General features: G+C 42.6%; 29 protein-coding genes. 9 read left to right on the top strand and 20 right to left on the bottom strand.

The window, feature by feature from the left end:
• Positions 1-543: 543 nt before the first annotated feature.
• From V7K76_RS23300 to V7K76_RS23275, 6 genes are all read right to left on the bottom strand, one after another.
• Positions 544-1,005 (bottom strand): DNA phosphorothioation-associated protein 4, encoded by a 462-nt coding sequence (locus tag V7K76_RS23300; protein WP_335030056.1) that lies wholly within the window; start codon positions 1,003-1,005, stop codon positions 544-546.
• Between the two features lie 24 nt (positions 1,006-1,029).
• Positions 1,030-3,078, bottom strand: a complete 2,049-nt coding sequence (locus V7K76_RS23295; RefSeq protein WP_335030055.1) for an AAA family ATPase — start codon at positions 3,076-3,078, stop codon at positions 1,030-1,032.
• Positions 3,071-3,268, bottom strand: a complete 198-nt coding sequence (locus V7K76_RS23290; RefSeq protein ID WP_335030054.1) for a hypothetical protein — start codon at positions 3,266-3,268, stop codon at positions 3,071-3,073. Before V7K76_RS23290 ends, V7K76_RS23295 begins: the two co-directional genes overlap by 8 nt.
• Positions 3,269-3,280: 12 nt before the next feature.
• Positions 3,281-4,690 carry a DNA phosphorothioation system restriction enzyme gene (locus V7K76_RS23285; RefSeq protein WP_442936789.1) on the bottom strand — a complete coding sequence of 470 codons (1,410 nt, stop codon included), beginning with the start codon at positions 4,688-4,690 and terminating at the stop codon, positions 3,281-3,283.
• Between the two features lie 768 nt (positions 4,691-5,458).
• Positions 5,459-7,249 carry an ATP-binding protein gene (locus tag V7K76_RS23280; RefSeq protein ID WP_335030053.1) on the bottom strand — a complete coding sequence of 597 codons (1,791 nt, stop codon included), beginning with the start codon at positions 7,247-7,249 and terminating at the stop codon, positions 5,459-5,461.
• Positions 7,250-7,300: 51 nt separating this feature from the next.
• Positions 7,301-7,795, bottom strand: coding sequence for a sigma factor-like helix-turn-helix DNA-binding protein (locus tag V7K76_RS23275; RefSeq protein ID WP_335030052.1), 495 nt, complete (start codon positions 7,793-7,795; stop codon positions 7,301-7,303).
• A gap of 831 nt (positions 7,796-8,626) precedes the next feature.
• On the opposite strand from V7K76_RS23275, the gene V7K76_RS23270 reads away from it, so the two are divergent.
• The 3 genes from V7K76_RS23270 (at position 8,627) to V7K76_RS23260 (ending at position 10,168) form a co-directional block, all read left to right on the top strand.
• Positions 8,627-9,472, top strand: coding sequence for a hypothetical protein (locus V7K76_RS23270; RefSeq protein ID WP_335030050.1), 846 nt, complete (start codon positions 8,627-8,629; stop codon positions 9,470-9,472).
• Positions 9,469-9,594, top strand: a complete 126-nt coding sequence (locus tag V7K76_RS23265) for a hypothetical protein (protein WP_335030048.1) — start codon at positions 9,469-9,471, stop codon at positions 9,592-9,594. Before V7K76_RS23270 ends, V7K76_RS23265 begins: the two co-directional genes overlap by 4 nt.
• A 67-nt stretch (positions 9,595-9,661) precedes the next feature.
• The gene (locus V7K76_RS23260; RefSeq protein ID WP_335030047.1) at positions 9,662-10,168 is read left to right on the top strand and encodes a DUF6464 family protein; all 507 of its coding nucleotides are present in this window, start codon (positions 9,662-9,664) and stop codon (positions 10,166-10,168) included.
• A gap of 145 nt (positions 10,169-10,313) precedes the next feature.
• On the opposite strand, the gene V7K76_RS23255 is transcribed toward V7K76_RS23260, so the two are convergent.
• Positions 10,314-11,270 (bottom strand): minor capsid protein, encoded by a 957-nt coding sequence (locus V7K76_RS23255; protein WP_335030045.1) that lies wholly within the window; start codon positions 11,268-11,270, stop codon positions 10,314-10,316.
• 5 nt (positions 11,271-11,275) lie between these two features.
• Here V7K76_RS23255 and V7K76_RS23250 point away from each other — a divergent pair, with 5 nt between their 5' ends.
• Positions 11,276-11,662 (top strand): hypothetical protein, encoded by a 387-nt coding sequence (locus tag V7K76_RS23250; protein ID WP_335030044.1) that lies wholly within the window; start codon positions 11,276-11,278, stop codon positions 11,660-11,662.
• On the opposite strand, the gene V7K76_RS23245 is transcribed toward V7K76_RS23250, so the two are convergent.
• Positions 11,604-13,091, bottom strand: a complete 1,488-nt coding sequence (locus V7K76_RS23245; protein WP_335030043.1) for a hypothetical protein — start codon at positions 13,089-13,091, stop codon at positions 11,604-11,606. The two genes, V7K76_RS23250 and V7K76_RS23245, sit on opposite strands and share 59 nt — an antisense overlap.
• A 90-nt stretch (positions 13,092-13,181) precedes the next feature.
• Here V7K76_RS23245 and V7K76_RS23240 point away from each other — a divergent pair, with 90 nt between their 5' ends.
• Positions 13,182-13,451, top strand: a complete 270-nt coding sequence (locus tag V7K76_RS23240) for a hypothetical protein (RefSeq protein WP_335030041.1) — start codon at positions 13,182-13,184, stop codon at positions 13,449-13,451.
• Positions 13,452-13,840: 389 nt separating this feature from the next.
• Here V7K76_RS23240 and V7K76_RS23235 read toward each other — a convergent pair whose 3' ends face one another.
• The 11 genes from V7K76_RS23235 to V7K76_RS23185 form a co-directional block, all read right to left on the bottom strand.
• Positions 13,841-14,173: a hypothetical protein gene (locus V7K76_RS23235; protein ID WP_335030040.1), complete on the bottom strand. Its 333-nt coding sequence runs from the start codon at positions 14,171-14,173 to the stop codon at positions 13,841-13,843.
• Positions 14,174-14,220: 47 nt separating this feature from the next.
• A complete protein-coding gene (locus tag V7K76_RS23230) occupies positions 14,221-14,577 on the bottom strand; it encodes a hypothetical protein (protein ID WP_335030038.1) in 357 nt (118 codons plus the stop codon).
• Positions 14,574-14,801 carry a hypothetical protein gene (locus V7K76_RS23225; RefSeq protein ID WP_335030037.1) on the bottom strand — a complete coding sequence of 76 codons (228 nt, stop codon included), beginning with the start codon at positions 14,799-14,801 and terminating at the stop codon, positions 14,574-14,576. The genes V7K76_RS23230 and V7K76_RS23225 overlap by 4 nt, the downstream gene beginning before the upstream one ends.
• Entirely contained in the window at positions 14,801-15,001 is a 201-nt protein-coding gene (locus tag V7K76_RS23220; RefSeq protein WP_335030036.1) for a hypothetical protein, read from the bottom strand. Before V7K76_RS23220 ends, V7K76_RS23225 begins: the two co-directional genes overlap by 1 nt.
• Entirely contained in the window at positions 15,001-15,438 is a 438-nt protein-coding gene (locus V7K76_RS23215) for a hypothetical protein (RefSeq protein ID WP_335030035.1), read from the bottom strand. The genes V7K76_RS23220 and V7K76_RS23215 overlap by 1 nt, the downstream gene beginning before the upstream one ends.
• Positions 15,428-17,167 carry a hypothetical protein gene (locus V7K76_RS23210; protein WP_335030034.1) on the bottom strand — a complete coding sequence of 580 codons (1,740 nt, stop codon included), beginning with the start codon at positions 17,165-17,167 and terminating at the stop codon, positions 15,428-15,430. Before V7K76_RS23210 ends, V7K76_RS23215 begins: the two co-directional genes overlap by 11 nt.
• 7 nt (positions 17,168-17,174) lie before the next feature.
• Complete coding sequence (locus V7K76_RS23205) at positions 17,175-17,480, bottom strand: hypothetical protein (RefSeq protein WP_335030033.1); 306 nt, start codon at positions 17,478-17,480, stop codon at positions 17,175-17,177.
• An 84-nt stretch (positions 17,481-17,564) separates the two neighbouring features.
• Entirely contained in the window at positions 17,565-18,380 is an 816-nt protein-coding gene (locus V7K76_RS23200) for a hypothetical protein (protein ID WP_335030032.1), read from the bottom strand.
• An 82-nt stretch (positions 18,381-18,462) separates the two neighbouring features.
• Entirely contained in the window at positions 18,463-18,702 is a 240-nt protein-coding gene (locus V7K76_RS23195) for a hypothetical protein (RefSeq protein ID WP_335030031.1), read from the bottom strand.
• 11 nt (positions 18,703-18,713) lie between these two features.
• Positions 18,714-19,058: a hypothetical protein gene (locus V7K76_RS23190; RefSeq protein WP_335030030.1), complete on the bottom strand. Its 345-nt coding sequence runs from the start codon at positions 19,056-19,058 to the stop codon at positions 18,714-18,716.
• A gap of 446 nt (positions 19,059-19,504) precedes the next feature.
• A complete protein-coding gene (locus V7K76_RS23185; RefSeq protein WP_335030029.1) occupies positions 19,505-19,795 on the bottom strand; it encodes a hypothetical protein in 291 nt (96 codons plus the stop codon).
• Positions 19,796-19,992: 197 nt separating this feature from the next.
• Here V7K76_RS23185 and V7K76_RS23180 point away from each other — a divergent pair, with 197 nt between their 5' ends.
• From V7K76_RS23180 to V7K76_RS23165, 4 genes are all read left to right on the top strand, one after another.
• On the top strand, positions 19,993-20,229 hold the full coding sequence (locus V7K76_RS23180) for a hypothetical protein (RefSeq protein ID WP_335030028.1): 237 nt from the start codon (positions 19,993-19,995) through the stop codon (positions 20,227-20,229).
• A gap of 144 nt (positions 20,230-20,373) precedes the next feature.
• Entirely contained in the window at positions 20,374-20,538 is a 165-nt protein-coding gene (locus tag V7K76_RS23175) for a hypothetical protein (protein WP_335030027.1), read from the top strand.
• A gap of 225 nt (positions 20,539-20,763) precedes the next feature.
• Entirely contained in the window at positions 20,764-24,135 is a 3,372-nt protein-coding gene (locus tag V7K76_RS23170) for a hypothetical protein (RefSeq protein WP_335030026.1), read from the top strand.
• A gap of 273 nt (positions 24,136-24,408) precedes the next feature.
• Positions 24,409-24,597 (top strand): hypothetical protein, encoded by a 189-nt coding sequence (locus V7K76_RS23165; protein WP_335030025.1) that lies wholly within the window; start codon positions 24,409-24,411, stop codon positions 24,595-24,597.
• Positions 24,598-24,705: 108 nt separating this feature from the next.
• Here the strand turns inward: V7K76_RS23165 and V7K76_RS23160 are convergent.
• Positions 24,706-25,034, bottom strand: a 329-nt coding sequence (locus V7K76_RS23160; RefSeq protein ID WP_335030023.1) for a WD40 repeat domain-containing protein, incomplete at its 5' end; no start/stop codon positions are given.

Genomic DNA, 25,034 nt, shown 5'->3' with positions numbered 1-25,034 from the left:
GCCTTCGTCAAAAAAAGGAAAAGTGCAATCTATATATGGCTAGTATTTGTATTAAGAATTAGGGCAAGTATTCTGTCAGTTAAACCCAGTGTTGATTAAAGTTGAATACAAGTCCCACAATCCTTAATTTGACCCACATGCTGCTAATATATAATTATTAGCAGCATGTGTGTTATATTCAGTGTTTGGAGCTTATTTGTAAAGATTAGTGTGTGGCGAGCTTTGCTAATGTATTAATTTTGAAACCAGATTAAAGTTTCTGGAGTACACGGCATCAGCGTGCCAAACCGGGTTAATTGTACTCTAAGGCTGAAAGTAAGATGAGGGAAGCGTTTCAAGAAGCGCTTTTTGATGAAAAAACTATGATTATGCTGCTAGTTTTGATCGAGTTTGAACGAAAAATCGTCGTTTCAGGCACTTGAATTTTTCGATTCGTACAAAAAACCTTTTTTGGCACGGTGATGCCTATCTCAGTGGCTACCGTACTTGGGATCGCTTCTTCTTTATCTTTATAGAAGATGTGGAGTTTGCACCAATGAACTTTTACATTGACAATAAGTCACTTAAATCAAACTCTCCATCCTTTATTTGAGAACTATTTCTTTCTGATGCAAGCAGTAATAAAATGGTTTCTAGGTAATCCACTGACCCTTGTAGTTTATCTTTTAAGATTTCAAGTCCCCCATTAGCATACTCTTCAAAAATTTTCAGTTTCTCATTTTCTGAGTCTTCATCAGAAGCAAGAATTTTTGGGTCTCTAGTATGTGATATTGCCAATAAATTTATTACAGTATCATACCCTCTATTAATAAAAATAGATTGCCTAATAGGTTCTGGCTTTTTGGCAAATTCTTCCAAAGGAACTGATTTTTTTCTTTTAGCTCCTAATGAAGCTGCAAAAACCATAACATCTGCATAAGTGTCAAAAGGACTAGTTGCTTCTTCCACTAATGATTCTAGTAGGGTAGCTTTATCTTTTGAAATCCTAATTCTTTTATCAGCCATTGTTAAAACCTACTCTGCTATAAACTAGTTATATTTATTAACTTCCAAAATTTCTGTGTACTCTTGCTCTATTGGACTATGTTTAACTAAAGGATAACTATGACCGTATAAATCAATATTATCTTCGATAGAGTCATGTTTTGGAGAATAGTAAGTCAATACGTACTGTTTTCCTATATATTTAGTCATTTCTTGCTCAACTTCATTAATCCATTGTGCTTTATTAATTATCAAAACGAGTTGATCTGCTAATTGAGGAACTACTCTAGCTATTTGCTTTTTGTATTCTGTATCTAAAGATGAAAAAGGATTATCCATAACAACTGGAAATATACTGTTACCCAAATCCATCAAATTCTGTTGTTTGCTCCATTCGCGGACTTTGCCAATGATGCTAGAGATAAATGACAAACTAAGCATGACATTTTCTCCGCTAGATGCAGCTACATTTTCTTCACTCCCAGAGGTGTTTTCTATCAGTTTTAATTCATAATTATCACTCAGTTTAGGAACGTAAGGTTTAAATGACATCTGCTTAAAAATATTCTCTACGGCTTGTTCTAGCTCTGTTCTAAAACGTTTGTCTCTAATCTCTCGAATTCTTGACAAGCGATTTATAGCATCTTGAGCTACTTGAATTCTCTTAAGAGCAACTGCTTGTCTTTTCTCATTGGCTTTCTGCTGCATTAACAAATCATCTTTTCTTTTAATATCATTCTTGAGTTGTTCAACATTAGTTCTCTTTTCTCCTTCTTCTAATGTTAAATCTCTGATTGATTTTTTAATTTGTAACCGACGATTTTCTAGATCTCGAATATTTTCAATTGGACTGTTTTTCAAATCTTCGTGAATATCTTCAAGTTGATTTTCAATTGTAGCCAACCTTTTTCTTAGCTGTTCTTGATTGATTTGTTCCTCATCAATAGCTTTCCAAAAGCCAGGAACTTGTTTATCAATCGACTTAACTTCAGCATTCATTTGGATAACAGTTTCTTCGACATCCTCTTGTCCAGCCCTATTCATCCATGTTTCTACAAGGCTATAAGATTGATTACCTTCAATGAGTTCTGTCCCACAAATACAACGTTTTTGTTGAAGTAAATCTTTAACAAACTGTTGCTTGATACCAGATGGTAACTCACCTTTTTTTCTCAATCCATCTAAAATAATACGAAATTCAACAATGGCTTCGGATAATAAAACTACATAAGATTTTCTTGAAGTTAAACTTTTTAAATTGTTCTTCCCCTGCTTAATTTTTTCTTGAATTGAATCTACTTCTTGTTGAAGTGCGTCCCTTTGTTCTTGAAGCTGTTGAACACTCTCTAAGGCTCGGAGTTGTCCTTCAACATTATTTTCTAATTCTTGTTGATGTTTTAATTCTTCTTTTATCTCATTTTGTCTTTCTTCTAAAATTTGAAGTTCATCTTCTAGATTTTTCTTTTCCTGAATTAACTTAGCAGTTTCAGCAGAAGCAATTTTTTGATAATCTTGTTCTAATTCTTTTTTAGCGTCTGCTAGATGTCTTATTGCTCTATCAAAAACTTCTACACGCAACAGTATCTTTGTTGCGGCTGACATTTCTGCTTTTTTATCAGTTTGGACAATCTTTTCAATTCGTTCTCCATCAAAGAAGAAATATCTGTGTAAACTTTCTGGTAGAACTCGGTTAATAACATCTTTTGGAGGTTGAGAAGGCTTTATCCAACGACCATCATCATTTGCATACTGTAAACTTAAATCACCTTTTTCCTGAACGACCCCATTATTAGTTTTGAGAGCATAACAAATCCGCTTGGCTAAATACTTCTTTCCTCCATGCTCAAAAGTAATTTTGACCCAACATTCTACCCTTTCTTCTCTTTTGGCTTCGGCTATTGCTCGTTTATTGACAAGTTGCTCTGGACAAGCTAATCCTGGAGTAAATTTTTCGTACAGTACCCAGGTAAAAGCATTTAGAATTGCTGTTTTACCCGCTCCGTTATTTCCATGAATAACTGTCGTGTTATTTCCTGCTCTACTTGCTAATAGAATCTCTGGAGTTTCGCCGTAAAAAGGACGATAATTATACATCTGAATCGATAGTATTTTCATTGACGACTTCCTTTAGAATTCTGATAATATCTGCTTTTATTTGTGGTTTTTCTTGATAAAGCTTGTCAACTTCTGCTAGGAGAACTTGCTTGATAACCTCTTGAACCTTAGGAGAGGCACTCTGATATAGCTCCTTTTCATCATTAATATCACTGTAGTCTTGAGTCATTTTTTAGCAACCTTACATATCAAGCAATCCGTACTTATTTTGTATCTCTAAAAGTTTTACTCTGGCTTCCCCAGCGTTATCCGCTAAGTCAGCAAACTCCACAAATCTCCTTAGCTCCTTACGAAGCAAATTGCGCTCTACTTCTAATGATTCCCGTTCTAGTTCCGGAGGTAAAACAATCATGTCAAATAATGTAGCTCGCCGTTTGTTGGGGTGCGGTCGTAAAATTCGCCCCCTACGTTGAATAAACTGTCGCGGGTTACTACTACTAGCCAGAATCACCGCAGTTTGAGTTGCGGGAATGTCCACTCCTTCATCTAAGCAACGAATTGCCACCAAGCCCTGCAATTCTCCAGTTTCAAACTGATGCCGTAAGTCCTCTCGTTCTTCTAGAGGCACCTCAGCAGTGTAAGTGTTGACTCGATAACTCAGTTCGGAGCCTAAAATCCTAACAACTGCTTGCAACTGCTTCAAACTTTCTTCACTCACCTCATCTTCTACAGAACCATCTCCGCAGTAAAATAGGGTGTGTTGAGTGTTCAACCGCTCCCGCATCAAGTCTCGTAAAGCTTGCAACTTGTTAGCAGCGGCTCCAATCAATCTAGAACGTTGCATTAATAATTTTGTAAGGTCTTCCTCATCCCCACCCATCCCAATGACTTGTCCAATTTTTGCCGTCAATTCCACGTAGGCTTCTGCTTCTGCCTCTGTCAAATCCACCAGAATGGGATAGTACAGGTAATGCACCAATGCACCTTGTTGAATTGCATCAGCCAAAGTAAATTCTGGCTGCAAGACAGAACCAAAATATTTCAGTAGTGCTTCAGTACCTTTATCGTCAAAATGCCGTTCTGGTGTTGCTGACAGAGCTAAACGCAGTCCTATATTTCGTGGCAAGCTTTTTTCTAACTGACGCGCCCCTAAGTTATGAGCTTCGTCTCCCACAATTAGGGTTTTTTTTGGAAAATATGACAGTCGGGATTGCAGCGCCTGACTCATTAAGGTTGCATTTGTCGTAATGACCGTGAGAAACTGCTTGCGATTAGAATTTAGGTTGTACAGTTGTGTGGACAGATCCGCCTGCCATTTGCGTGCATTTTCAAAAGCTAAAATTGGCTCTAGACCAAACTTCTGGCATTCTCTTGCCCATTGAGTGACTAAATGTCGATAAGGGCAAACCACAAGCAGTGCCTGTAAACCGATTTGTTGATAGAGTTCGCAAGCAACAAGGAGTGAGGTAATTGTTTTACCACTGCCTGTTGCCATCTTCAAGGTACCTCGACCTTTATTGGCAAGCCAGTTATTCACTGCTTGCTGCTGATATGGGCGCACTTGAATATATAAAGGAATTTTAGGGCATCCAAGGAATTGCTGATCTACTTGCGATATGTACTCCTCTGATGGCTGAGATGAATTGTCTATAACTGAAGTTTGCAAACTTGGTTCCCATTGGGGTAGAGACTCCGGACAAAACCGCAATAACGAACGAGTTGCGGCTTCTGGGAAGCTAATCACTTCTAAATTTGGAGTACAGTTATTCCAAAGCTGCTGAAAATTCTCCGCTTTTCGCAAGACTCGCTCTTTTACACCCGGATGCCAAGAGCAGAACACATCAATGCATTCAAAGTTATCAATTAGGGCAGTAGAGCTTTCATTGGCAGAACCTGTAAAAGCAATAATATTTCCCTCACTATCACTAAATATACCTAACTTTTCATGATAAATGCCAGATTTACGAACATTTTTAGCTACTGCTAGCTTTATGTGCAAAAATCCTTGTGCTATTAACCAAGCAAGACTTGCCAAGCGGTCTTTAACAATTTGTTCAAATTCTCCCTCTAGCTCTCTCACTACAGCATTAACAATAATTTCTTCTCGCTGTTTTAATCCTTGAGCGATCGCATTTGCATCCTCCGACGACAGATAAGGAGAAGCAATTAACTGCATTTTTCCACCGGAGCGGATCAAGGCTGTTAGCCCTTGAGCAGCAGCAGCCATTGATGAGCTAGAAAAAAAACCTACGGCTCGACTGTAAACTGTGGCTTTTTCTAAACAGGGAATATAAAAATCTTGGATAAGGTCAGAGCGATCGCTTCGGTACTCATCATGTATTGTCAAATCTTTTAAACTCAAGTTACTTGCTCCATAATGCTTTCTTTCGGTCACAAAGTAGCCCTTTCTCTCTCAATATCAGCTCAATGCTTCACGAGTGTAAGCATGAGCATGTTGTCCCCAATACGACCGTAAGTCATCGTAAGCACTGTCTGGCTCTGAATGCATATTTTCTGCCTTAGCATAAGCCATGAAGAGTATATCAAGCCCTATTTGTGCTTTTCTCGCAACATCAATAGCCTCATCAGCTGTAACTGTTGATGAATCACATTTTGCTAAGTCCTTTAAAGGGTCATAGACTTTTTGAATAAAAGGGTGGCGGTGATTAATTCTAATGATTGCCCTACCATTGAGATGAGTAATCTCAAACAATTCTTTCCCAGGCCACGAACCATCTACAATGGTAATAGCAAATTCCTGAACTTTTTGTTTGATTTCTTCAGCACTCTCTGAATTTTGCTTTAGGTCAATTCCTAAATCCGAAAGTAAGTCTGCGAAAATTTTATCTTTTGTTTGTGCATCAAGATTCATACCTCCTTTCCCTTTAGGGAGCGTTTTCTCAGCTCTTTGAACAGCTTTTTCTGCTTGCTCGTGTTCTGGAAGATTATTACATTCGTTTGTGGCGGTATCATTCCAAATTTTAGCAATTTCGTTACGTGCTACTTCTATCGGTCTTTTTAGAAATTTCCTCAATTCTTCACGAAGTTTGGAGACTGGTTCAGCGCCCCTTTTCACATGGCGTACCTGTAAATACTCATCCAAAACAGCAGGAAAACTGACTTCAATCCCAATAAAACGATCTTTATCTTCAACTCCAGAAGGTAATAATTTTGGAACAATATCATAGTAAATTTCTCGGCGGTTTCTAACGATACTTATTCGACCTTCATTGTCCGGTATGTATAATCCTCTAAACAGAGAGTTTTCTTCCTTAGCTCGTGAGTTTTGTTTCTCTCTACCACCCTTACCCCTTACTCGTCGAAAATTTTCCGGATAAAGTGTAACTTTGATATGCACGTTGTGACCATCAATTTCAATGTCGCCTTCATCAAGGATCTTTGCTCGAAGGTCTTTCTGAAAATTCGTTATTACCCTAGGGTTTTCAAGCAAAAATAATGGATCGTGCAAAGTGATATGCTTACCATCCAGTTCAATGTAGAAACCTTCATTAATAAAGATGCGATATGCCCGCGCCAGAAATTTAGCGAGTTCAGTGAGGCGTTCACTAATAGCAGCACCAAAGCTACCACCATCAACTAGACGATCCACTTTAGACCAAACTATCAGTGTTCCTGACTCAAAAGGTTTACCCTCCTGGCGATGATGACTACCCTGGGGATATTGCATAAGGTTGGAGTACTCTGGCGGGTAACCTTCTACAATTTTGCCTTCAATAGAGGTTTGTGTGCCATTAGAAACCTCATCCAAATCAAGGTAAGCATGGTAATAACTTTCATCACCAAGGGGCTTGGTATAAATGTCTATGCGTCGGGCTTGGCTGATAGCAGCGAGCTTCATACCTACACCAAAACGTCCTAACCCATTACGCTGGTTGTACCGAGTTGAAAATCCTAGCTTGAGTGTATTGGGTAGGATTTTGTAAGGAATTCCATTTCCGTTATCAGCAAATGCAATTGATTCGATAATTTTAGATTCTTTAGATTTTGACTTTCCCTTGCTTTCAGTGGAAGTGATTTGTTCAAAGGTTTTAATCCGAACAACTGTTGCGTTAGCTTCATAAGAGTTATCTACCACTTCACCACTCGCAGCTGCAAGGTCAAAGCCTGATTCACGCATACTTTCAAGAGCTTTGTCAACTTCAATCAATTCTGAAGTGGGAGGTATAGTTTGTTGTTTAGTTTGAATCATGATTTTCTCCTTGTTTCTAAGCTGAGGCTATATAGGCGACTTTGAGAATGCTTAAACATTGGTATCAACCTCCCAACGATTCTTGGCACGTTTCCGGGCACGACTGATCCAAACACGAACCTGTTGAACTGAAATGCCAAGGTTCTCAGCAATTTCTTTGGCTTCACTTCCATTTAGAAGTAAGGTGAGTACTACTCGATCTTGGCTATTTAAAGAAGTTCGTTCAAGCCAATCTTCAAGTTGAAAAACTGCCTCTAAGTCTTTGAAACGAGGATCTGCAACCATTTCAATGTTGCGTTCGGAACGGTCATCCTCACAAGTCTTTATCTCTGCACAAGGGCATATCTGACTGCGACGGCGAAGAACTTTCCTGGCATCACTTAATGCATTCTTAATTAGGTGAAACGGCTTACCAGAAGTATTTGGGTTGCGAAGAATAGTATCAATTGCCCTATCAACTTGCTCAGTCAAATAAGGACTAGAGTAAAAATAGATACGAGAACGCTGTTGTAGTAGCTTTAGCGCTGCAAGAACATCGTCAGTCATTTAATCTCCTTGCTGTGTCCATTATCGGGCACGGCGTAAATAAAGTAAACGAACGATTAAGCTAGTATTTGTTTTTTTCTTTGGTGCGGTCGCTAAATGTCGATCACACCTTCAAGTGATTATAGGATATCCATTGAGCTTTGCAAAATAGGATACGTTGTAAATAAATATTGCAGAGTACGCCTTATTGATTTACTAACTTCCCCGAAATGACACCGGACGAATCAGGATTTTGCCCGGTTAAAGCAAGCTTTTATAACTTTTCGTTGCTGATACTTGCCTATTAATGAGCTTTTTAAGGGATGTTTTTAGAAGAAGGAATACGCTCGCTCAATCCGGTATTGGAACAAAGTAAAATCAAAAATTTCAAACATCTTCGTTACATAACTTTAAAACGTGTACCATTGTGCAGGTATCTCGGCGGATACCCTTATAGGCGGATTAAGTATTATCCGTTAATAAAATAAGGGGTGTAAGTAATAAAAATATTTCACTGCATAGAAATTTTTACTTTAAAGGTATTTAAGGGCGAGCATTGTATTCATTATGAAATCGTAATTAAATACAACGGTGGTTTTCAGGAAGCTACTCAGTTTGCTGAAAACGTTAAAGCGAATTGCCCTATAGAATGGGACGAGAAATCGATATCCGACTTGCGGGCTATGCATCTCATTCCCGACTAATTTCAATTGAGGGGGCTATAGCTAGGCTTTAAATAAAAGTAAAACCCTGCTTCGTGCAGGGTTTAATTATGCTAGTATTTCCGCACAAAAAAGCTTTGTCCGTTTGCTTAGTATAATACTGACAAGTGTGTGCTGACATAGATTTTTTATGAGCCATCAGCTAGTAAAAACCTCTCTTGGTTTTCAATGTGAAGTTTGTCGTTGGGAGTGGAAAACATCAAACACGGTAACGACTTGCCCTGGAGTTATTCGCTATGAATATGGCTCAAATCCAGACCATCTAAAAAGCCGAGTAAACCTCCACAAAAAGAACTTAAAACCTAAAGTAGGTACATGCGCCGCCGGAGTAATCTACCTTCAAAAGAAAGGAATTTACATCTGGCTTTATGATGAGAAGGATTGCGAGATAGACGATCGCAATTTACCTCAAATTTATCAATGGGATGATAGAGCCGACTTGCAAACCGTAGGGGAATTACGAAAGCAAAATTTAGCCCCAATTCCCGACACAAAACCGGACGGGGTTGCTTGGGGCTGGGATAACGACGAGGAATGTGGCAAATGGATTTCACTCTACCGCACCACTAGTTGCAGATGGCAACCGAAAGATAGCTGGTTAACGAAAAGTGCGCTTAGGGAAAAATATCTACTGTCGCCAAGTTGGATTAAAGAATTGGGGAAGTGCGATCGCACTCTTGATAATCCCCACGGACGCAATGCAGCCCCTATCCAACTTTATTCCCGACAAAGGGTAGAGAGCTTCTTAGCCGAAAGGGCTGAGGCTTATGCCGAATGGTTAGACAAACGCGATCACCACATAGCTATTTTTGAAGCTAACAGAGAAAAGATATTTCGCTCTCGTAATTTAGCCAAACAGCAAACCATTCAGTGTTTGCAATGTGCCTCTGGGGCTAGTACAAACGAAGGCTTTTTGTGTGTTATTTATCCAATGGGATTAAACTTTATACCTTGTCCAGATTGGAGTACTAGATGACAGGCTTGTTCGGTAAATATATTATTCAAAAAGCGGACGGGACACCTATAGATCCTAGCGCTCAATATTTTGTCCTTCGTCCAGATACCGACACTGCGGCAACAAGCTGCTATGTGCGGTGACGGTTCGCTTCGGAGGGACACGGAATAATTTAGAAGCAGGAAAATTTTCAAGCGAGCTACCGTAAATATGAACCAGATTGAGAGCATTTTAGAATTTCTGACAAACTGCGATTTACACCTGTGGAGTGATGCTACCCACGAAATTGATACGAAAGATATCAAGCACTTACTTAAATTTGTAATCGAACAACTTGACCCAGGATTATTACAAGTTGACGCATATCTGTATCAAGAATGGCGAAACTGGACAATCATCTTTCGATGGCGCGACTCTGATGGACTACGAACTGGAGCTGATCTTGTAATAGGACTTGGATATCTTGAGCGATTTAGAGGATGTCTTAATGTTTTAGGTTCAAGTCTTAGCGATCGCATTAGAATATCCAGCACTTCTAATGGAGAGCTATTATCCACACAAGCAGAAGCTTATATAACGGGCATGGCGATTCCGTTATTTCAAATTCCTACAATAGGCGATCGCAACTGCAAATATAATGCTAGATCACAGCATTTACGCTGCACTATAAATCCATCTGGCCCATGTGATGGGTGTATGTATCTTGAGAAAATATAAGGAGAACCAGGAAAATTTTCCTGGTTCTCCTTATATACTTTTGTTAAGAGCAGGTCAAGCCAGAGATAATACCGAAAACTCACGAGCAAACCCCAACTGGAAGGGATTGTAGCGAAGAAACTGGATGCAAGATTAGGAGCCTGTTTCAGCCACCCGCAGCGCGGGCAAAGTCAGCATCTTGAAATCCACCATTGGGAGTCCACACCGGGGTAGCTGGACGGGTTAATCCGCGCGCTCGCTCAAATTGAACCAAACCTGGGTTGAGGGGAGTTTGGGCAATCGCGGCTGTGGTGGCGTGGTGCGATCGCATCCATTCCAAATCGACCAACCCCGACGCAATCCACTCTGGCTTAACAGGCATCAGATAGCAACGGCATCGGACATGGAGAATGGCAAACGCTTCGTTCAACCGATAAATATTTCCACAGCGCAACGCACAAAAGCCACAAACCCGCTCGTCTTCTGCTGAAACTCTTTGAACATAACCGATAGAGTTAGTTTCGTAGCATTCCCTGGTCGTTTGGTCGGTAGCTTGGAGTGTGGCAGTGCGCGCGATACTTTCAGCGTTGCGTTTTGAGATACCCAAATTGCGCCGTAGCACACCCATTGTCCAAACAGTTCCCTTGTTTTGAATTAAGCCTTGAGCGATGACTTGTTTGGCGGCGGTTTTAAATTCTGTTCCAGTTCCTGTTAACCAAGTCATGGCATCGGATACCGCACTTTTCAAAGCCTCGACAGGCACGGTACTCGGCAATATGATTGTGTCGGGTGCGATCGTTGCTACCAACTCTCGCGCCATTGAACTTCCATTTTGGGCAGCTTGATTTATCAGTTGCGTAACTTCTGTTTCGAGGGTTGCCGCAGTCGTTGGGGGGAGTAAATTTAGTAACTGCTCAACTTCTTGCAGTAGCAATGCCGATCGCTGTAAACCAGTTAAGTTGGGTTGAGCGGTAGAAGAAAACCTGTCATGCGATCGCCTTAAGCTATCCTCTAATTGGGCATAGCTTGTGGCTAGAGCCTGAAATATCTGCTTAATGATAGACTCTTCCGAAGTTTGTAAAATACTATCAAAACGGCGAACCACATCAAAGGCATCATTCATAATTTATGGACTTTAGCGCTAGTTATTTAGATAAGTTTTTTAACACTGAGGAAACAATTGTTGGAATAGTTTTTCGAGAGAATTTAAGGGAGATGCTAGAAAAGCATTTTACAGAAGTTAGGGCTGGAGAAAATACGGCGATACTCCCAGACGCTCTCCAAGTCCCGCATATTTGCTTCTATGGGATTCGAGTTTTCTTTGATGCCGAGCAATTAGAAGATTGCTTGATATTTGAAGATAAAGAGCTTTTGCAAAATTATCTTAATCGGCGATCGAATGAAGAATTCCGAATGCTGGCACGAGCGAAATCAGCCTTAAATTCAGAACAAAAACCTATTTCTCCAATGGATTATCCGATTTGGGGGTGGGGTCTCCCAAAGCCCCAGGAATAGCAAATGCGGCGCTCATCGCATCTTTGGCTAATTCTTCATCAATTAGAGCTGCCTCAGCATCGGGATCTTCTATCCCTAAATTACTCATAGCAGTAGTTCGAGAAATCAGTCTAACTTGATAGTTAGTGCGGGTTTCTGCTGTCTCTTCAGGAGTGATATAATTAATTACCTTGCGAAGTTTTACAGTCGCGAAGGTGTCCTTATATTTAACTGGCTCAACGAACCGTAGCACTACTTCTAATATGTTGGCAAAAGCGTTTTCTATTACTGGGGCAGGACGGTCAAGACTCAAGTTAGCATCTTGTCTTAGTTGCACTCTGGATATCCCCGAAATTGCGCCATCGCCGGAGGCTAGAATATGTCCTTGATTGAAGGCCAAATATAGCCGTGCTGCAAATAAGCCAACAGAACTTACAAAAGTTGTAATGTCAATTGGATCGCGGTAGGTGACACCAGGAGTAGTGTAATCCCCACCCTGAAGTTTTATCCCAGATAAAAACGTCGTTTTTCCTGCTCCCATTTGTAACCCATTTTTATCAGGCACAAAGCGCTGTTTTCCTGGGCGATTGAAATCTTCAACCCACTCACCTGGGGTTTGAGCGTTGGTGATTACTCGCTCCAAAAAGCCTGCTAAATCTAGGTTTCGCCCTAACATAGTTAGAGCCTTATTGATGGCATTTTGCAAACGCTTGATGTCTTTATTAATGATTGGAGGCGATCGCAATTCGTAAATTGTCCACCGCCCACCAAAGTCTGCTTCCCAGCTTTCTGACTGGTTTTGTTGACTATTATTATGTTCGCCGGAATGCGTAACTGTAAAAGTCAATTTCCCAGTTTCGGGATCTAAAGATTGAATTTCAGTTCCGCCTTTGTAAGTATAAGCAATCTGCTCAATCTCGCCATCGTCGTCCCTATCCACTCTGACGCTTCCGAGTGGTGGGCAATGCAAACGAATTTTCTGATAGAGTTTGGCCGATCGCAGATTTTTGTATCGCTTAGGGCGATAAAGCCGCAGGTAGCCTCGGCCAGTTACTAGCATTTGGGTAACTGCCATTGTTAAGGGGTTGGCATCTTCATCAGCGTCCTGCATGGCAATATGCTTGAGCATTTGAGTTATCCAAGTTTGCAAGATTTTCTCGGCTTCAATAATTTGGGGCGATCGCTCCTCTTTATTTGGGTCGCTTACCTCACTGCCGCTGTACAAAAACCAGTGGGGCATCAAGCCAATCATTGCTGCTACGTTGCGATCGACACATTCTTTGATGAGATTATTGGAAATATATCCTTCTTCAATTTGCTTGGTAATTGTTTCTGAATGCGGGTCGCCATCTGCTGGTTTTGGCCCTGTCCAGAATTGAAAAGTATCGCCGCAGTAATATGCCCAGTTTTCTGTAATTTTTTCTGTTCTTGGATTTTGATTTTGTAGCACAACAAGAAAGCTGAAATACCTCTTCAAGAATAATGAAGTGAGCCTTTTGAGCGTCAACCGGACAATCACTGGGGTTACAGAAAAGAGGTTATGCTAACACTGAATAAAATGCTTCTGAGAATTCATGTCAATCAGCACAACATCCGAGCTAATAACCAAGGCGCAAAGTTACCAGTAATTTCTGTTAAGTTAGCTGAGGAAAATATTTATGCGAATCGTGTTGATATTTTGGATTTCGATGGTCAGGTAATAGCGACCGTTGTTTACCGACCGTATCAGCCTTTACCTTGTGGTGCTAAGGTTTGGATTGAAACTCGTAGCAAAGTACGAGTTCGCGGTAAAATTGTGCCGGAAATCTAGTTATCAACCAACTGCCAGATCGGGAACCGCGAATCAAAACAAATCAACTTCCATAGCAAGGAGTCCCCCACCAGATAAGTACTCGGATTGGTGATGCTGATTTGAATGGTGCGAAAAACATTTCTACAATTGGGGCTGTGATTGTAAACCAGCCTCGTGGTTCGGGATTATCTTGTAAGTTAGATGTGCGTATTAGTAAAAAGACTGAGTATGTGCAACTAAACTTATTTGATATTTCTAGGGCTTCTGAAAGCCCCCACTGTACCTGTACGGCTGTCAGTGGCGGGTAGTTTACCAAACAAGAAATGGTGGGGATTGCCCACCACTAGTTTCCATGCTTGCGCTAAATAAACAAACACAAACATAAAAACTACATCGTTAAAAGTAGTTTAACTTATATTATTTTTACTATCTAACTCGGCTTGGATAGCAGCGATCACTTCCGCCAAGAAATTAATATCTTTTTTGACTTTTGCGATTTCACCGCGGCAGGACATATCAACATTGCTAATCCGTCGTCGAACCTCGTCCATTTGAGTTAGAGAAAGAGTAGGATTTGCTGGCGGAGGTGGGGCTGAAAATTCAACGTACTTCTTAAGCTCGTTGATAATATATTGCTCCACAGACAACCCTTCAGAATGGGACTTGACTCGAAGGAGCGTCAGTAAATCCCATTCTTCATCGGTTCTAAATTTGATACGAAGTTCGTTTTCGTCTGGCATTGTATCAGCATTTCAAGCGAACATAGGTTCTTTATAGACAGAGATGATTATCTCAAGTTTTTCCTAGTTTCATTCGCCAATATCAAACTACTTGTCGCCGCCCCCGTTATGAAGCCAACTGGCGTAATTGCGATCGCCAAGTTCGGGCGGAACAAAATAGCGACTATACAGGATAACCCACTGCACATCAACCCCGCAGAGACAATCAGCCTTGTTGTTGCTTTTCTTCTCTCGCCTAGTGAATCGAATAGTCCAATTTCTGCCAGTGTGGATTGGTTTTCTAGCCCCTTTACGATGCTGTGAATGTCTGTTTGTGCAGTTTTTTCGAGGCGTGCGATCGCTTCTCGATCTTTGGCAACTGGGCTGGTAGCAAGAATTGTTAAAGCTTCAGATAGTTCGATCATAAACTCTCCATAATATTGAGTGCAATTTGAAATTCGGCAATCTTTTCTGTTGTCAACTTTCTTACCTCTTGCATCATTTTTTCAAATTCTGTTTTGTCGAAAGGCTTCTCTTTAGCAGTTTCATAATGCTCTGTAACCACATCAAGGAAGGCTGATGGGTTCCAGTCATCCTGTCCGTCCACAATTGCTAGGAATTCGAGTTGTTTCTGGCTTAGATCAAGCATCACTCTTCTGCCTCTTCTTGATTTTCTAAATAATAATTAACTTCCTGTTCTGCGTGTTTGGTCGCGTCAGATTCTCTCTCAAACCCGCTACAACACTGACTATCTAGAATTTTCTCGCCTTTTTGGTACGCTACCCAGTGATAAATTTCTTGGTGTTTCCACCAACTAACTTCAACTAAAATATCTCGAACAATAAACATTACTTTGCCTTTCTAAATAATGAATTCAGGAACCTAATCGAGTGCAAAACTATTACCCAAAACCAAAATTTAAATCTCAATCGCCAAGCCAGCGCTGGGACATTGTGGTTATCCAAACCACCCAATTGCTTCCAGACTTTCGTGTAGTGAACGCTATTTGGGCGATCGCTACGCCCATAAACGTTATGGTGGCAATTTTCGCAGATCGGAAACGCATCGTAGCCAATAATCTCCCGCCCAGACACAGTTGCTCTAGGGCTGTGGAATAAAAGCAGTCCCAGCAATCGCCGGATTGGACTGCGCTTGTACTTAACGTGATGCACGACTACGGCTCTCCCATGCATGGGATTGCATGTACAGAATGGCATCAACCGTAATCCCCTCTTACAGGTCATCCGCCAGTTTTCAGCGTACTCAAAGGTGGTTTTAATTGCCATCAGCTTCCAGCATTGCTTCTAATTCGCCGTTGTCGTAGTTATCAATCAGCCAACGGAACAACGTTTTCCCGTGGACGCTGTACGATCGCGTGGAATGTTGCTTGTTCTCCGCGCACTTAAGAACGGTTCTGATAATTTCCCGTTCTGACATCCCATCGTTTACCCGATTGCGAATTTCATTGAACAAGGCGTCTGCCGTAGTGTCTGGGTACAAGTCGCTGACCTTGCGAATCGTCCAGGCAAAGCTAGCAACTTCATCATCTGCACCGTTGTAAAGGCGTTCGTACTCCCTGTACTCCTCCCTCATGTCAGGGACGATGCCAAGAATAAATTCTCCGGTGTCTGCGTTCGAGGACAAAACCATCGGGCGCTGCTCTTGCACGGACAAAGCTTTAGCTTCTGGGAAAATCGCCCTCATCCGCTCCCTTTCTTTGGCATCAGCAATGACGTGCTGGTTGCCGATCGCCTGACTAATAATTTCGTAATTACCTTGATTCTTTTTCACGTTGCGGAACGCCTGGTACATCAGGATAACGCCTGCTCGTCCACCCTTGGAAGACAAGAATTTCAAGTCTTCAATATTCGATGACTGGGTTCCAACGTAGCCAGCGACATTAAGCTCTCGTCCATTAAAAATAATCTCTGCCATTGCAGCGTTGAAAGCGTCGCCCAAAGAGATTTTCTGATAAGCTCCAGACTCCTCTGGATACCTGACAATTTTCTTACTCAGCGACGAACTAAGTAGTTTTTGTTGAGACATGAAATCGTCCAGAATCAGGATTACTGGAGTTTCCTCACAGTATTCCTCTCTTTCTGATTTCGCCATAGCCGCCCGTTTGCGTAGTTCTGTGATTACCTCCAACAAAATGTCATAGCACTGGTTGGAATCAGCATTGAGCCGCGCAACCGTCGCCCCCGAAAAGCCGTCGTTCTTCATGGCGATCGCATACAAGCGAAGCCTATCACCAAACCGCTTTTTCTTTCGACCAACCACAATTCCCAGCGATACTGATTTACCGGCTCCGGGCGTTCCCAGGAAAATTAGGCTTTGACTGGTATCGATTAGCCCGTCAATTGCTCGTGAGCCAGCGGCGATAAGCGAGCTTAAGGCATTATCGCCAACTACTAGAGGGGAAAATGTGTCTTGGACAGTATCAAGCGAATCCTGGTCGATTGCAGTAGCGGCAGCATCTATTGTGGCTGTGGCAGCTACTCCCGTTGATTCAATCTGAGCGGATGGTTTTTCGGCTAAAATCTGTTCGGCTAACTCAGGATTGTTTTCCAGCAGCAGCATGGCATACCCATCAAGCAGCTGCTGTTCAAAATCCTTAAATCGAATATCCGACGACAAAAGCAGCTTTTTCTCTTCCTCGTCAGCCAGAATCGCTTGTCGCTTCTCCTCAAGTTCAGCATCGTTTTCTTCCTCTTTGGCGGCGATCGCCAAACTTTCAACTTCTAAACCGGAGACAACATAACCCCCAGCCAAAAGTGCCATTGCCACTAATCCGAGAGACAGGCGCATTTTGCCGTTCCCTGGCAGCACAACTGCATTCTGCGCTGTCTTGGGAGGTGTGACATCAACAGAAATTGCAACTCTGGTACATGGGTTTGTCGCCGCGTCGCAATACTCCAGCCGGGAATTGAAATATCCCGATAAGCTACCGATTGCAGCTATAGCTCCACAAATGAAAAGTCCCGCACTCGCGGGAGCATAAAGTCTGTGCAGCATATAATCCCTACTTCACAAATACCAACAGCATCATCATCGCTATCACGACACCCAACCCAATAAAGCCAACTTGCCATGTCGGGAGAATCAAACTGCCCAACGTAATTGGGTTGTTCAAAACCATAAAAAGTGCATCCCAAAACGCCGCGATCGAGAGCGCCATCGCTAACCCACTCAACCGCCGAAGCATCAAGGTTTCTTGGGAGGCATCTTCGGGCGGGATTAGGAGCAACCAGCCGGCGATCGACAGCTTCAAGGCAATGTAAATAATCCAGCCTCCTACCAACAGGCGGGAGAAGTGAGCAGCGCTCACACCAAGCGAAAACCAAAATCCGTATGCGCTGCCAAAATGAACAAGTTTCATCATTTTGAGACGCTTTGAAATCTTCGCCATTGGCTATTTACCTGACAAGAATTCAAAAACTGAGTTGGCGGCGGTGCCATTTTTCATCCCGCCTTCAGGGACAGCAGCCGATTTGGTTGGGGCGAATGCTTTCGGGCTGGTCGTCCCATATTGCATCAACCTTTTTAGTCTAGCCCTAGTGTCCAGCACCGCAACCATCTCTACAGGCTTTTCGTTGGGTTCGGTTTCAGCCTTGGCTGTCTCCTTTTCCTTATCAGCTTTGAGCTTTTTAGCAGCCCGTTTTAAGGCCGCCTGTAGCTTGTGTTCCTGGAGTTCAATATGGCTGCTAACTTCATTCTCAATTTGCTCAACAGCCGTTCTGCTATCCGCCGCGAGTTTCTTTTGATTTCCTAGATGCCCCTTGTGGGCAACGAAGATATCCAAAACAGACTGATCAACTTTCTCAATGCCTGCTACACCTTGTTTGACGCAGCGATTCACGAATTCGTGATATTTAACTATCCCACCGATATAGCTCGTCAGGTTCTGCTCAATTGCAGGCAAATTATCCAGAAGGAAATTTAGCTGATCTAGCTGATCAGCCATCTGGCCTATTTCATTCGGTGTCATCCCTGGCAGCGTCGTCAGGAAGTCCCCAATGCCAAAATAGCTGTTCAGCAATCCCTGCATTTCGGGCGCTGAATCAAAGGATTTTATTAATCCGGTGACTGACGGCGCGATGGGAGTGTTAGCCCTGTCAGTAGTGCTTTTCGAGGTGTCAGGGCTGTCCGCCACTGACGAATTTTGACCATTTCTAACCTTGACTAAGGCACTTGCAAAGGCTGAAGCGAATGTTTTTTTATCTGCCATTTTTCACCTCCTAAGAAGAACGCCTTTTATCAACCCTTCGGATTCCGCTTTCTGGCGCTCAAGTTGAGCGCCACAGGCGGCATTATCTAATTCCTTGTTTTGAATCCCCTGCTTCAGTCGAGAGTTTTCCATCCAGAGAAAAACGATCACGACTGCGATCGCCACCATCCAAAACAGGTCGAACAGGCTGAACTGTTGCTTCTGTTCCATTGCCGCTAACCAAAAAACTACAAATTACATAGGCAGAAAGTCCTCCCCCAATAATTCCCAGAAAAACCAAAACCCAAAGTAAAACGTCAACAAACTGGGTAATTTTCTTCATATAAAACAGCATTATGATGCTTTCGATTTGTCGGCTGGCGCTAGGGCTTTCAGAGGTTTCTCGTGCCACTCTGTCAGCTGCTTCGCTTGCTCCCCCAGCGTCGCCAAAGTCCCGGCTTCAAAGGATTTGAACATCTTCGGGGCGATTCGTCCCATGTCGCCACCAGCAATTCGGGTCAGCACTAGCTGCATAATCCGAGCGCCGCGCAAATCAACAATGCTGTCTGCAACAGCTGTATCGAAGGCATCAAACTGCTCATCCAACTGATACCCAGCTTCTTGTCCTGTCTCTTCTGACCGAGTTTCGGCAGGCTTGGCGGTGCCTCTAGCTTTGGCTTGAGCATTCTGAATTCCCATAAATCTCCTCCATTCTTTGGCGAATTTTGTCTACGGCAGTTTCGTACTGGAAGCGTTTTACAAGCTTCCGAAATTCAAACAAAACCTGCATTGTCTCTCTACTGAATCCCTCGTCTTGGGGCTTGAAGTCAAAGCCTTTTGGCTTAATTTTCATCGGCACCAAGCACGATAGATCCCTCTTCAAAGTTGATTCCGATCCCCCATACAACTCTCGGCACACGGCTACTCTTGGTAGATGAACGACTCTCTGGGGAAGAACATCGTCTATCTCCTTGTTCGCCCATTCGTTCAGGTATATGTCCTGCCACGAACGGCAAAACTCTCTAGGCCGCGATCGGGTCATGGTCTTATTCACGGTCAGTTCACAGTCGGTTCAGGAAAAGCCCACGTTCAAACAATAAAAAAAAGCGCCTGATGGCGCTACAGATTTGTGGGATTTCCCACAGTTATTTTTGCTGAACCTGGTTTGCTAGGACTGCGATCGCCCAGTCGGGACAATCTCGATAAAACCAAGCTCTCACCGTGCTTAATGTTGGAGGCTGCCCGCCTGAAGCACTGTAGAAATTTTCGATTACTTTCATAACCAAACGCGATGCAGCCATTACAAAGTCACGTTCTTTCGGGTAAAACTTTCCTGCCAAGCCTTCTTTATCCAATAAATCCTGAGCTATCTTCTCTAGTTTTTGCTCGTTACTGAAAGGAATTTGGCAGTGTTGAGCATCTGCGATCTGTGCCATTATTAATTTGCCTCCAAGTCTTGTTTGGATGGAACTGCCTTCGGGGGGAAGCGATCACGGTCTGCTAAGTATGCGATCGCTTTTAACTTTTGTAAGCATTGTACTGCAAAAGCACCCTAGTGCCTACCACTAGGTAAACCTATGGTAAACTATTTTTAATTAAACCCTACCAAGTAGCTACCACTAAGGCGAAAATTATGGAACAACCAGCCGTATATGAAGTGGATACCATGCCAGAAACGAACGCCCCCAAGATGGTCAAGATAACTTTTGCTGTGCCAGAGGAACTTCACCAGCAAATTCTTGATTTAGCAAGCGCAGAAGGGTGGAAGCCAGCAGAATTGCACAGGGTTGTTTGGGTGTTGGGCTTTAATGCCTACGCAGAGGGAAGTAACAAGCGACTGGTTAATCGCAATTTGCGGAAGAAAGATTAAAATCGTGAAATTTTTCACGTTTCCACGTTCACGCAGCAAAACGCCACTCGACTAGGTGGCGTTTTCAGTCAGCAGTACCTTGCTAATCACATCCGCAGATGCTAGAAACGGTGGTGTTCATGGCAACTGAGAGCTAAGAAAAATATGCGCTGGAAGCGGGTGTTGTTGACCACGGGATTGGGCACGTTAGCCATATTTATAGCTGCAACAGCCTACCATGAATGGCGAGCTAGAACACAAGGCTGGTGCATTCGTTTTGCCCCTGATGGTAGCCAAAAGGTTTTGTACGGGGATGATTGCTGGAAGTAGCTATCGCTATTGCAAAGCTCGCATCATTAGCGCGAGAAATTAGATGAGGAAAAGAACTTCATAAAACAAATCCAGGAAAATTTTCCTGGATTAGCTGTACAGATCGCCTGCGTTCAAAACTAGTTAGTAAAACAGCCTCCAATAGCCTGAGGCTATTTTAATTCCTATGCTCCCGCAGCAAGTAACTAGTTGTGCTAGAACAGCTGAACTAGTTGCAGACAAGTTATGAAACCTCATAAATTTACCTATCCTGAACAGGAGCGCATTTACCGTAGATTAAACGCCCTAGTAGGCCCAGGCGCAGCAGGTTTTTATAAAGATGCTTGCCGCATGATGGAAATGGACGATCCATTGGAATCTACGACACACTTTGTAGGGCATTCGTTGCGAGAGGTTGAGAGTTCTCTCCGCAGCGTTCTAAAACCCATCTTAGCTCCAGCTGACGGGAAGAAAAAATCTGGCGACGACAACCACAAAAACGAAATCCTAGCGGTACTGAAAACATTAGAAATTCCTGAAATATCTGCTGTTGGCGAAACTTGGCTTAAGTTGGCAGATAAAGACAGTGAAGATAGACTACATAGGCGTGCTCATCGCGACGATTTAGCTCCGCCCAGGAAAATAGATGAGAATTTTGAAAGCTTTTGGAGACAAATCAACGAGCTTCTGGATGTAGTTCTTGATAGGTTTGAAACTCGTGCATCTCTGATTCGAGGAAATCTAGATAATTTACTTAAAGCCGAACCAAGTCAACAACATATTGATTACTTGCGACTTAAGACGCCCAATAGTCCCTTTGCTCTTGGATACTTTTTTGAGCGCCTAGAATCCCCTACATGGCTCAAACCACTCCAAAAAGAAGGCTTTTTCAATAATCCACCAGCAATAGAATTTGATCCCGATTCTGGGGGCTTTCGGCTTCCTATTTGGCAACAGTCTCAGTACTTGATAAAAGTTGCTTCCCACGAGCCTGAAACTGTTTTGGAAATTAGCAAACAGCTTTTCGAGTTAGGCAGTAATAACATCAGAATTTACGAGGACTTAGCACAAGCCGCTCTGAATATGCCGCCTGAGATAGCCGCCCTTTGGGCTAAGGAAGCAATTAAGTGGCTTAAGAAACAAACTTACCTTTTTGGACAGTTACCAGACAGGTTTGGCAAATTAATTATTCGCCTTATTAGCATTGAAAATCAAGCAGACATAGCTATTGAATTGGCAACTGAACTTCTTGCATTTGTGCCTGAAAATGGGGAGAGTTTATCATTTAAGCAACCCGTCATTCGTTTTGATGAATACTCTTACGACAGAATACTCGCTGAGTATGTGTCTGTATTAGCAGACAGTCAACCTCATGAAGTCCTAACAATGCTTTGTGATTTGCTGGATAGCTATTTAAACTTTTCAGGGCTTGGTCGTACAAATCGAATTTATGAAGATCATTCATATTCGTGGTGTCCCAACATCGACAGCATTGAACGACATTATCATGGAATCAAAAGCATTTTGACGGATTCTATTTTTGATGTTGTTAAACGTATTTCAGAGGCAGATAAAAATCAAGTAAACAATTTGCTGCAAAAACTCCAAAACCATCGCTGGCGAATTTTCGATCGCATTGCTCTCCATTTGATAAGGCAGTTTCCGGAACAAGCTTCAGAAAAAATTATTGAGATCTTGACACAGCAAGATCGTTTTCAATTCCTTGAAAAATACCTTAGTTACTCACACGAACATGCACGGTTATTGAAGGAGCAATTCACCAACCTTCCGAGTGAAGCTCAAAATCAAATATTTCAGTGGCTAGCCGAAGGGCCGGTAGACGCACTAGAAATTGAAGAAGATAAACGAGATAGCTACATTAAGCATTGGCAACGAGATTGGCTATCTATTATTAGTGATTATCTTCCCCCAGAGTTAAACCAGTTTTATGATCGCCTTGTCCAGGAAATCGGCCCACCCATATCTCTAGATTCGGTAAATGATAGGTTTAGCTATACTGTGTATGTTTCCGTCCCTCCTAAATCAGGGGCTGAATTGGCTCAGATGTCTCAAGATAACATCGATGAGCTATTTACTTATTTGCGAGAATGGCAGCCTTCTGGGGATTTAGGTGGAAAATCCAGGAATGGTCTGGCTTTGGAGCTTGCTGAACAGGTGATTGCTTTCAACCCTGAAAGCTTTGTTAGTCAAATAGAAAGATTTCAAGAACTCGATCCGGCGTACATGGAGTGGCTGCTTCGAGGACTACAACAAGCCTTGAAAGGTTCGGTCAGCGGACAACCACTTTTTTCATGGCAACCTGTAGTTAATTTCTGCGAATGGATGCAGGAGAACTTGCACGAAATACGTAATAAGGCTATCTCAAACGGATACTCAGACTGGAGTCGAATTCGTGATGCGATTGTTGAGTTGATTGCATCTGGACTTTCAGCAAACGAATCAAACAAAATACCCTTGACACTTCGCAGTCAGGTTTGGAAGCTCTTGCAATCCGCCATCGATGACCCACGCGTTACACCAGGCTTTACCCCTCAATATGAGGGCAGCAATTACAGTGCCTATGATGCTTCTTGTAATACAGTGAGGGGCAAAGCGATACGCGCAGTTATTTCGTATGCCTTGTGGGTTAGACGAGATACTAACGAAAATGTAGCTTCTCAAGATTTCAATGACTTACCTGAAGTCCAACAGATTTTGGAGCAACACCTCGATCCTCAGCAAGATCCGTCGTCTGCTATCCGTGCAGTTTACGGCAACAAGTTTCCCCATTTATTCAACTTAGCTTCAGAATGGTCATTGAACAACGTAGATCGAATTTTCCCTGAGTCTCCAGAGTTGCAAGGGATGTTTGAAGCTGCTTGGGAAGGATACATTGACAACGATATCTTTCATGATGTTTTCAGCGTTTTAAAACAAAAATACGATCGTGCTTTAGAGCAATTGTCTGTCAGAAATCCTACCTCTCGGCAACAGTCAGAAGCAGGCAGAGCTTTGTCTAATCACTTGGTCTATCTATTCTTGTGGAAAGAAATAGATATAACTGAATCTGATAGCTTACTCCAAAAATTCTTTGCTAATGCTAGTGCGGATCTTCGTCAAAAGTTTATGCGACAAATTAGCTGGAAATTACTCTACGGCGATCTTAAGCTAAATGAAGAATTGCGCCAGCGTCTCCAGAAACTTATAGAGTGGCGTATTGCTGAAGCTAACAACTCTACTTTTCCACTTGAGCAAGTATCGGATCTCAAGTACTTTAGTTGGTGGTTCGCCTCTGGTCAGTTCGATAATCAATGGGCGATCGCAAGGCTAATGAATGTCTTTAAGTTACTTGGAACGGTGCATCGTGCCAGTAATTTTCTTGAAACCCTTGAAACTTTAGCATCTACCTTACCACAAGATGTTGTTCAATGCTTGTGTATTATGGCTGATAGTAATCAAGCAAGAGAATGGTTTTTGTCGTATTCTAGTGTTAATTACAGTGGCATATTGAGAGCAGTTATACAAAGTGAAGACGAAGTTGCCCAGAGGTTAGCCAGCGATCTCATTAATCGGCTATTGTCACGTAACTTAGGAGATTATCGAGAATTGATTTCTTAAACCATAAAAGCTCATGAAGGAGTTCGTCATACCTAAAAAGCTAGGGCAGGGTTGTTCCTAAACTGCGCTCAAAAGCGTTAAGTTACAGGAAAATTTTCCTGGATGTACTTGTGCAGTCTACTTGCCTCTATAAAATATCAAAGATTTGGCGATCGCCACAGATCCAGGAAAATTTTCCTGGTATTACGCTCAAGTGGAAAAGGATGTTGCTCTTGCTGAGAGCGATGGCAAGCGGATAGGGCAGAATTCAGAATCACTTCGACGAATCCGCCAGTGCTGAATTTTGATTGTCGTCGGGTGCGATCGCACCATGATGAAACAGTGGCGATCGCCAATAGCCCTCTGAATGCGGGATTAGCCCAGTTCGAGCGATCGCGCGGTTTAGTTCGCCCAGCTACTCCGGTGTGGACTCCTAATGGTGGTTTTCAAAATGCTGACTTTGCGCGCGTTGCGGGGCATTGAGCGGATTCTGGTTAACTAATAAAACTGAAGAGGTGCGCGGACGCGTGGGTTGTCGAGCTTGCGATCGCACTCACCCAATTTTTTGATCTAACCAACTCAATCAAGGTTTTATCTGTTGCCAGATGTCACAGACTTGGTATTTCCCTTATCCCTGGCAACTCCATCACACACATGCCGATCACTATCACTCACATTGGGGTTATTCCGCAAATAATTGCTTACCCAATCACAACCCTTTTCCATTAGGCTATCCAAATTTAGATTCCACAGCTTCACCGTCTTGTCATCACTGGCGGAGGCAATGGTTTTACCGTTGGGGCTAAATGCCACGCTAGAGACCCCACTGCTATGGCCTTTGAGGGTTTGGAGTTCCTGCCCCTGGAGATTCCACAGCTTCACCGTCTTGTCATCACTGGCGGAGGCAATGGTTTTACCGT

It is taken from the genome of Nostoc sp., assembly GCF_036917975.1.
Lineage (GTDB): Bacteria > Cyanobacteriota > Cyanobacteriia > Cyanobacteriales > Nostocaceae > Nostoc.
Note: the sequence above shows the minus strand (reverse complement) of the source record. Positions and strands in the feature narration are given on the sequence as shown.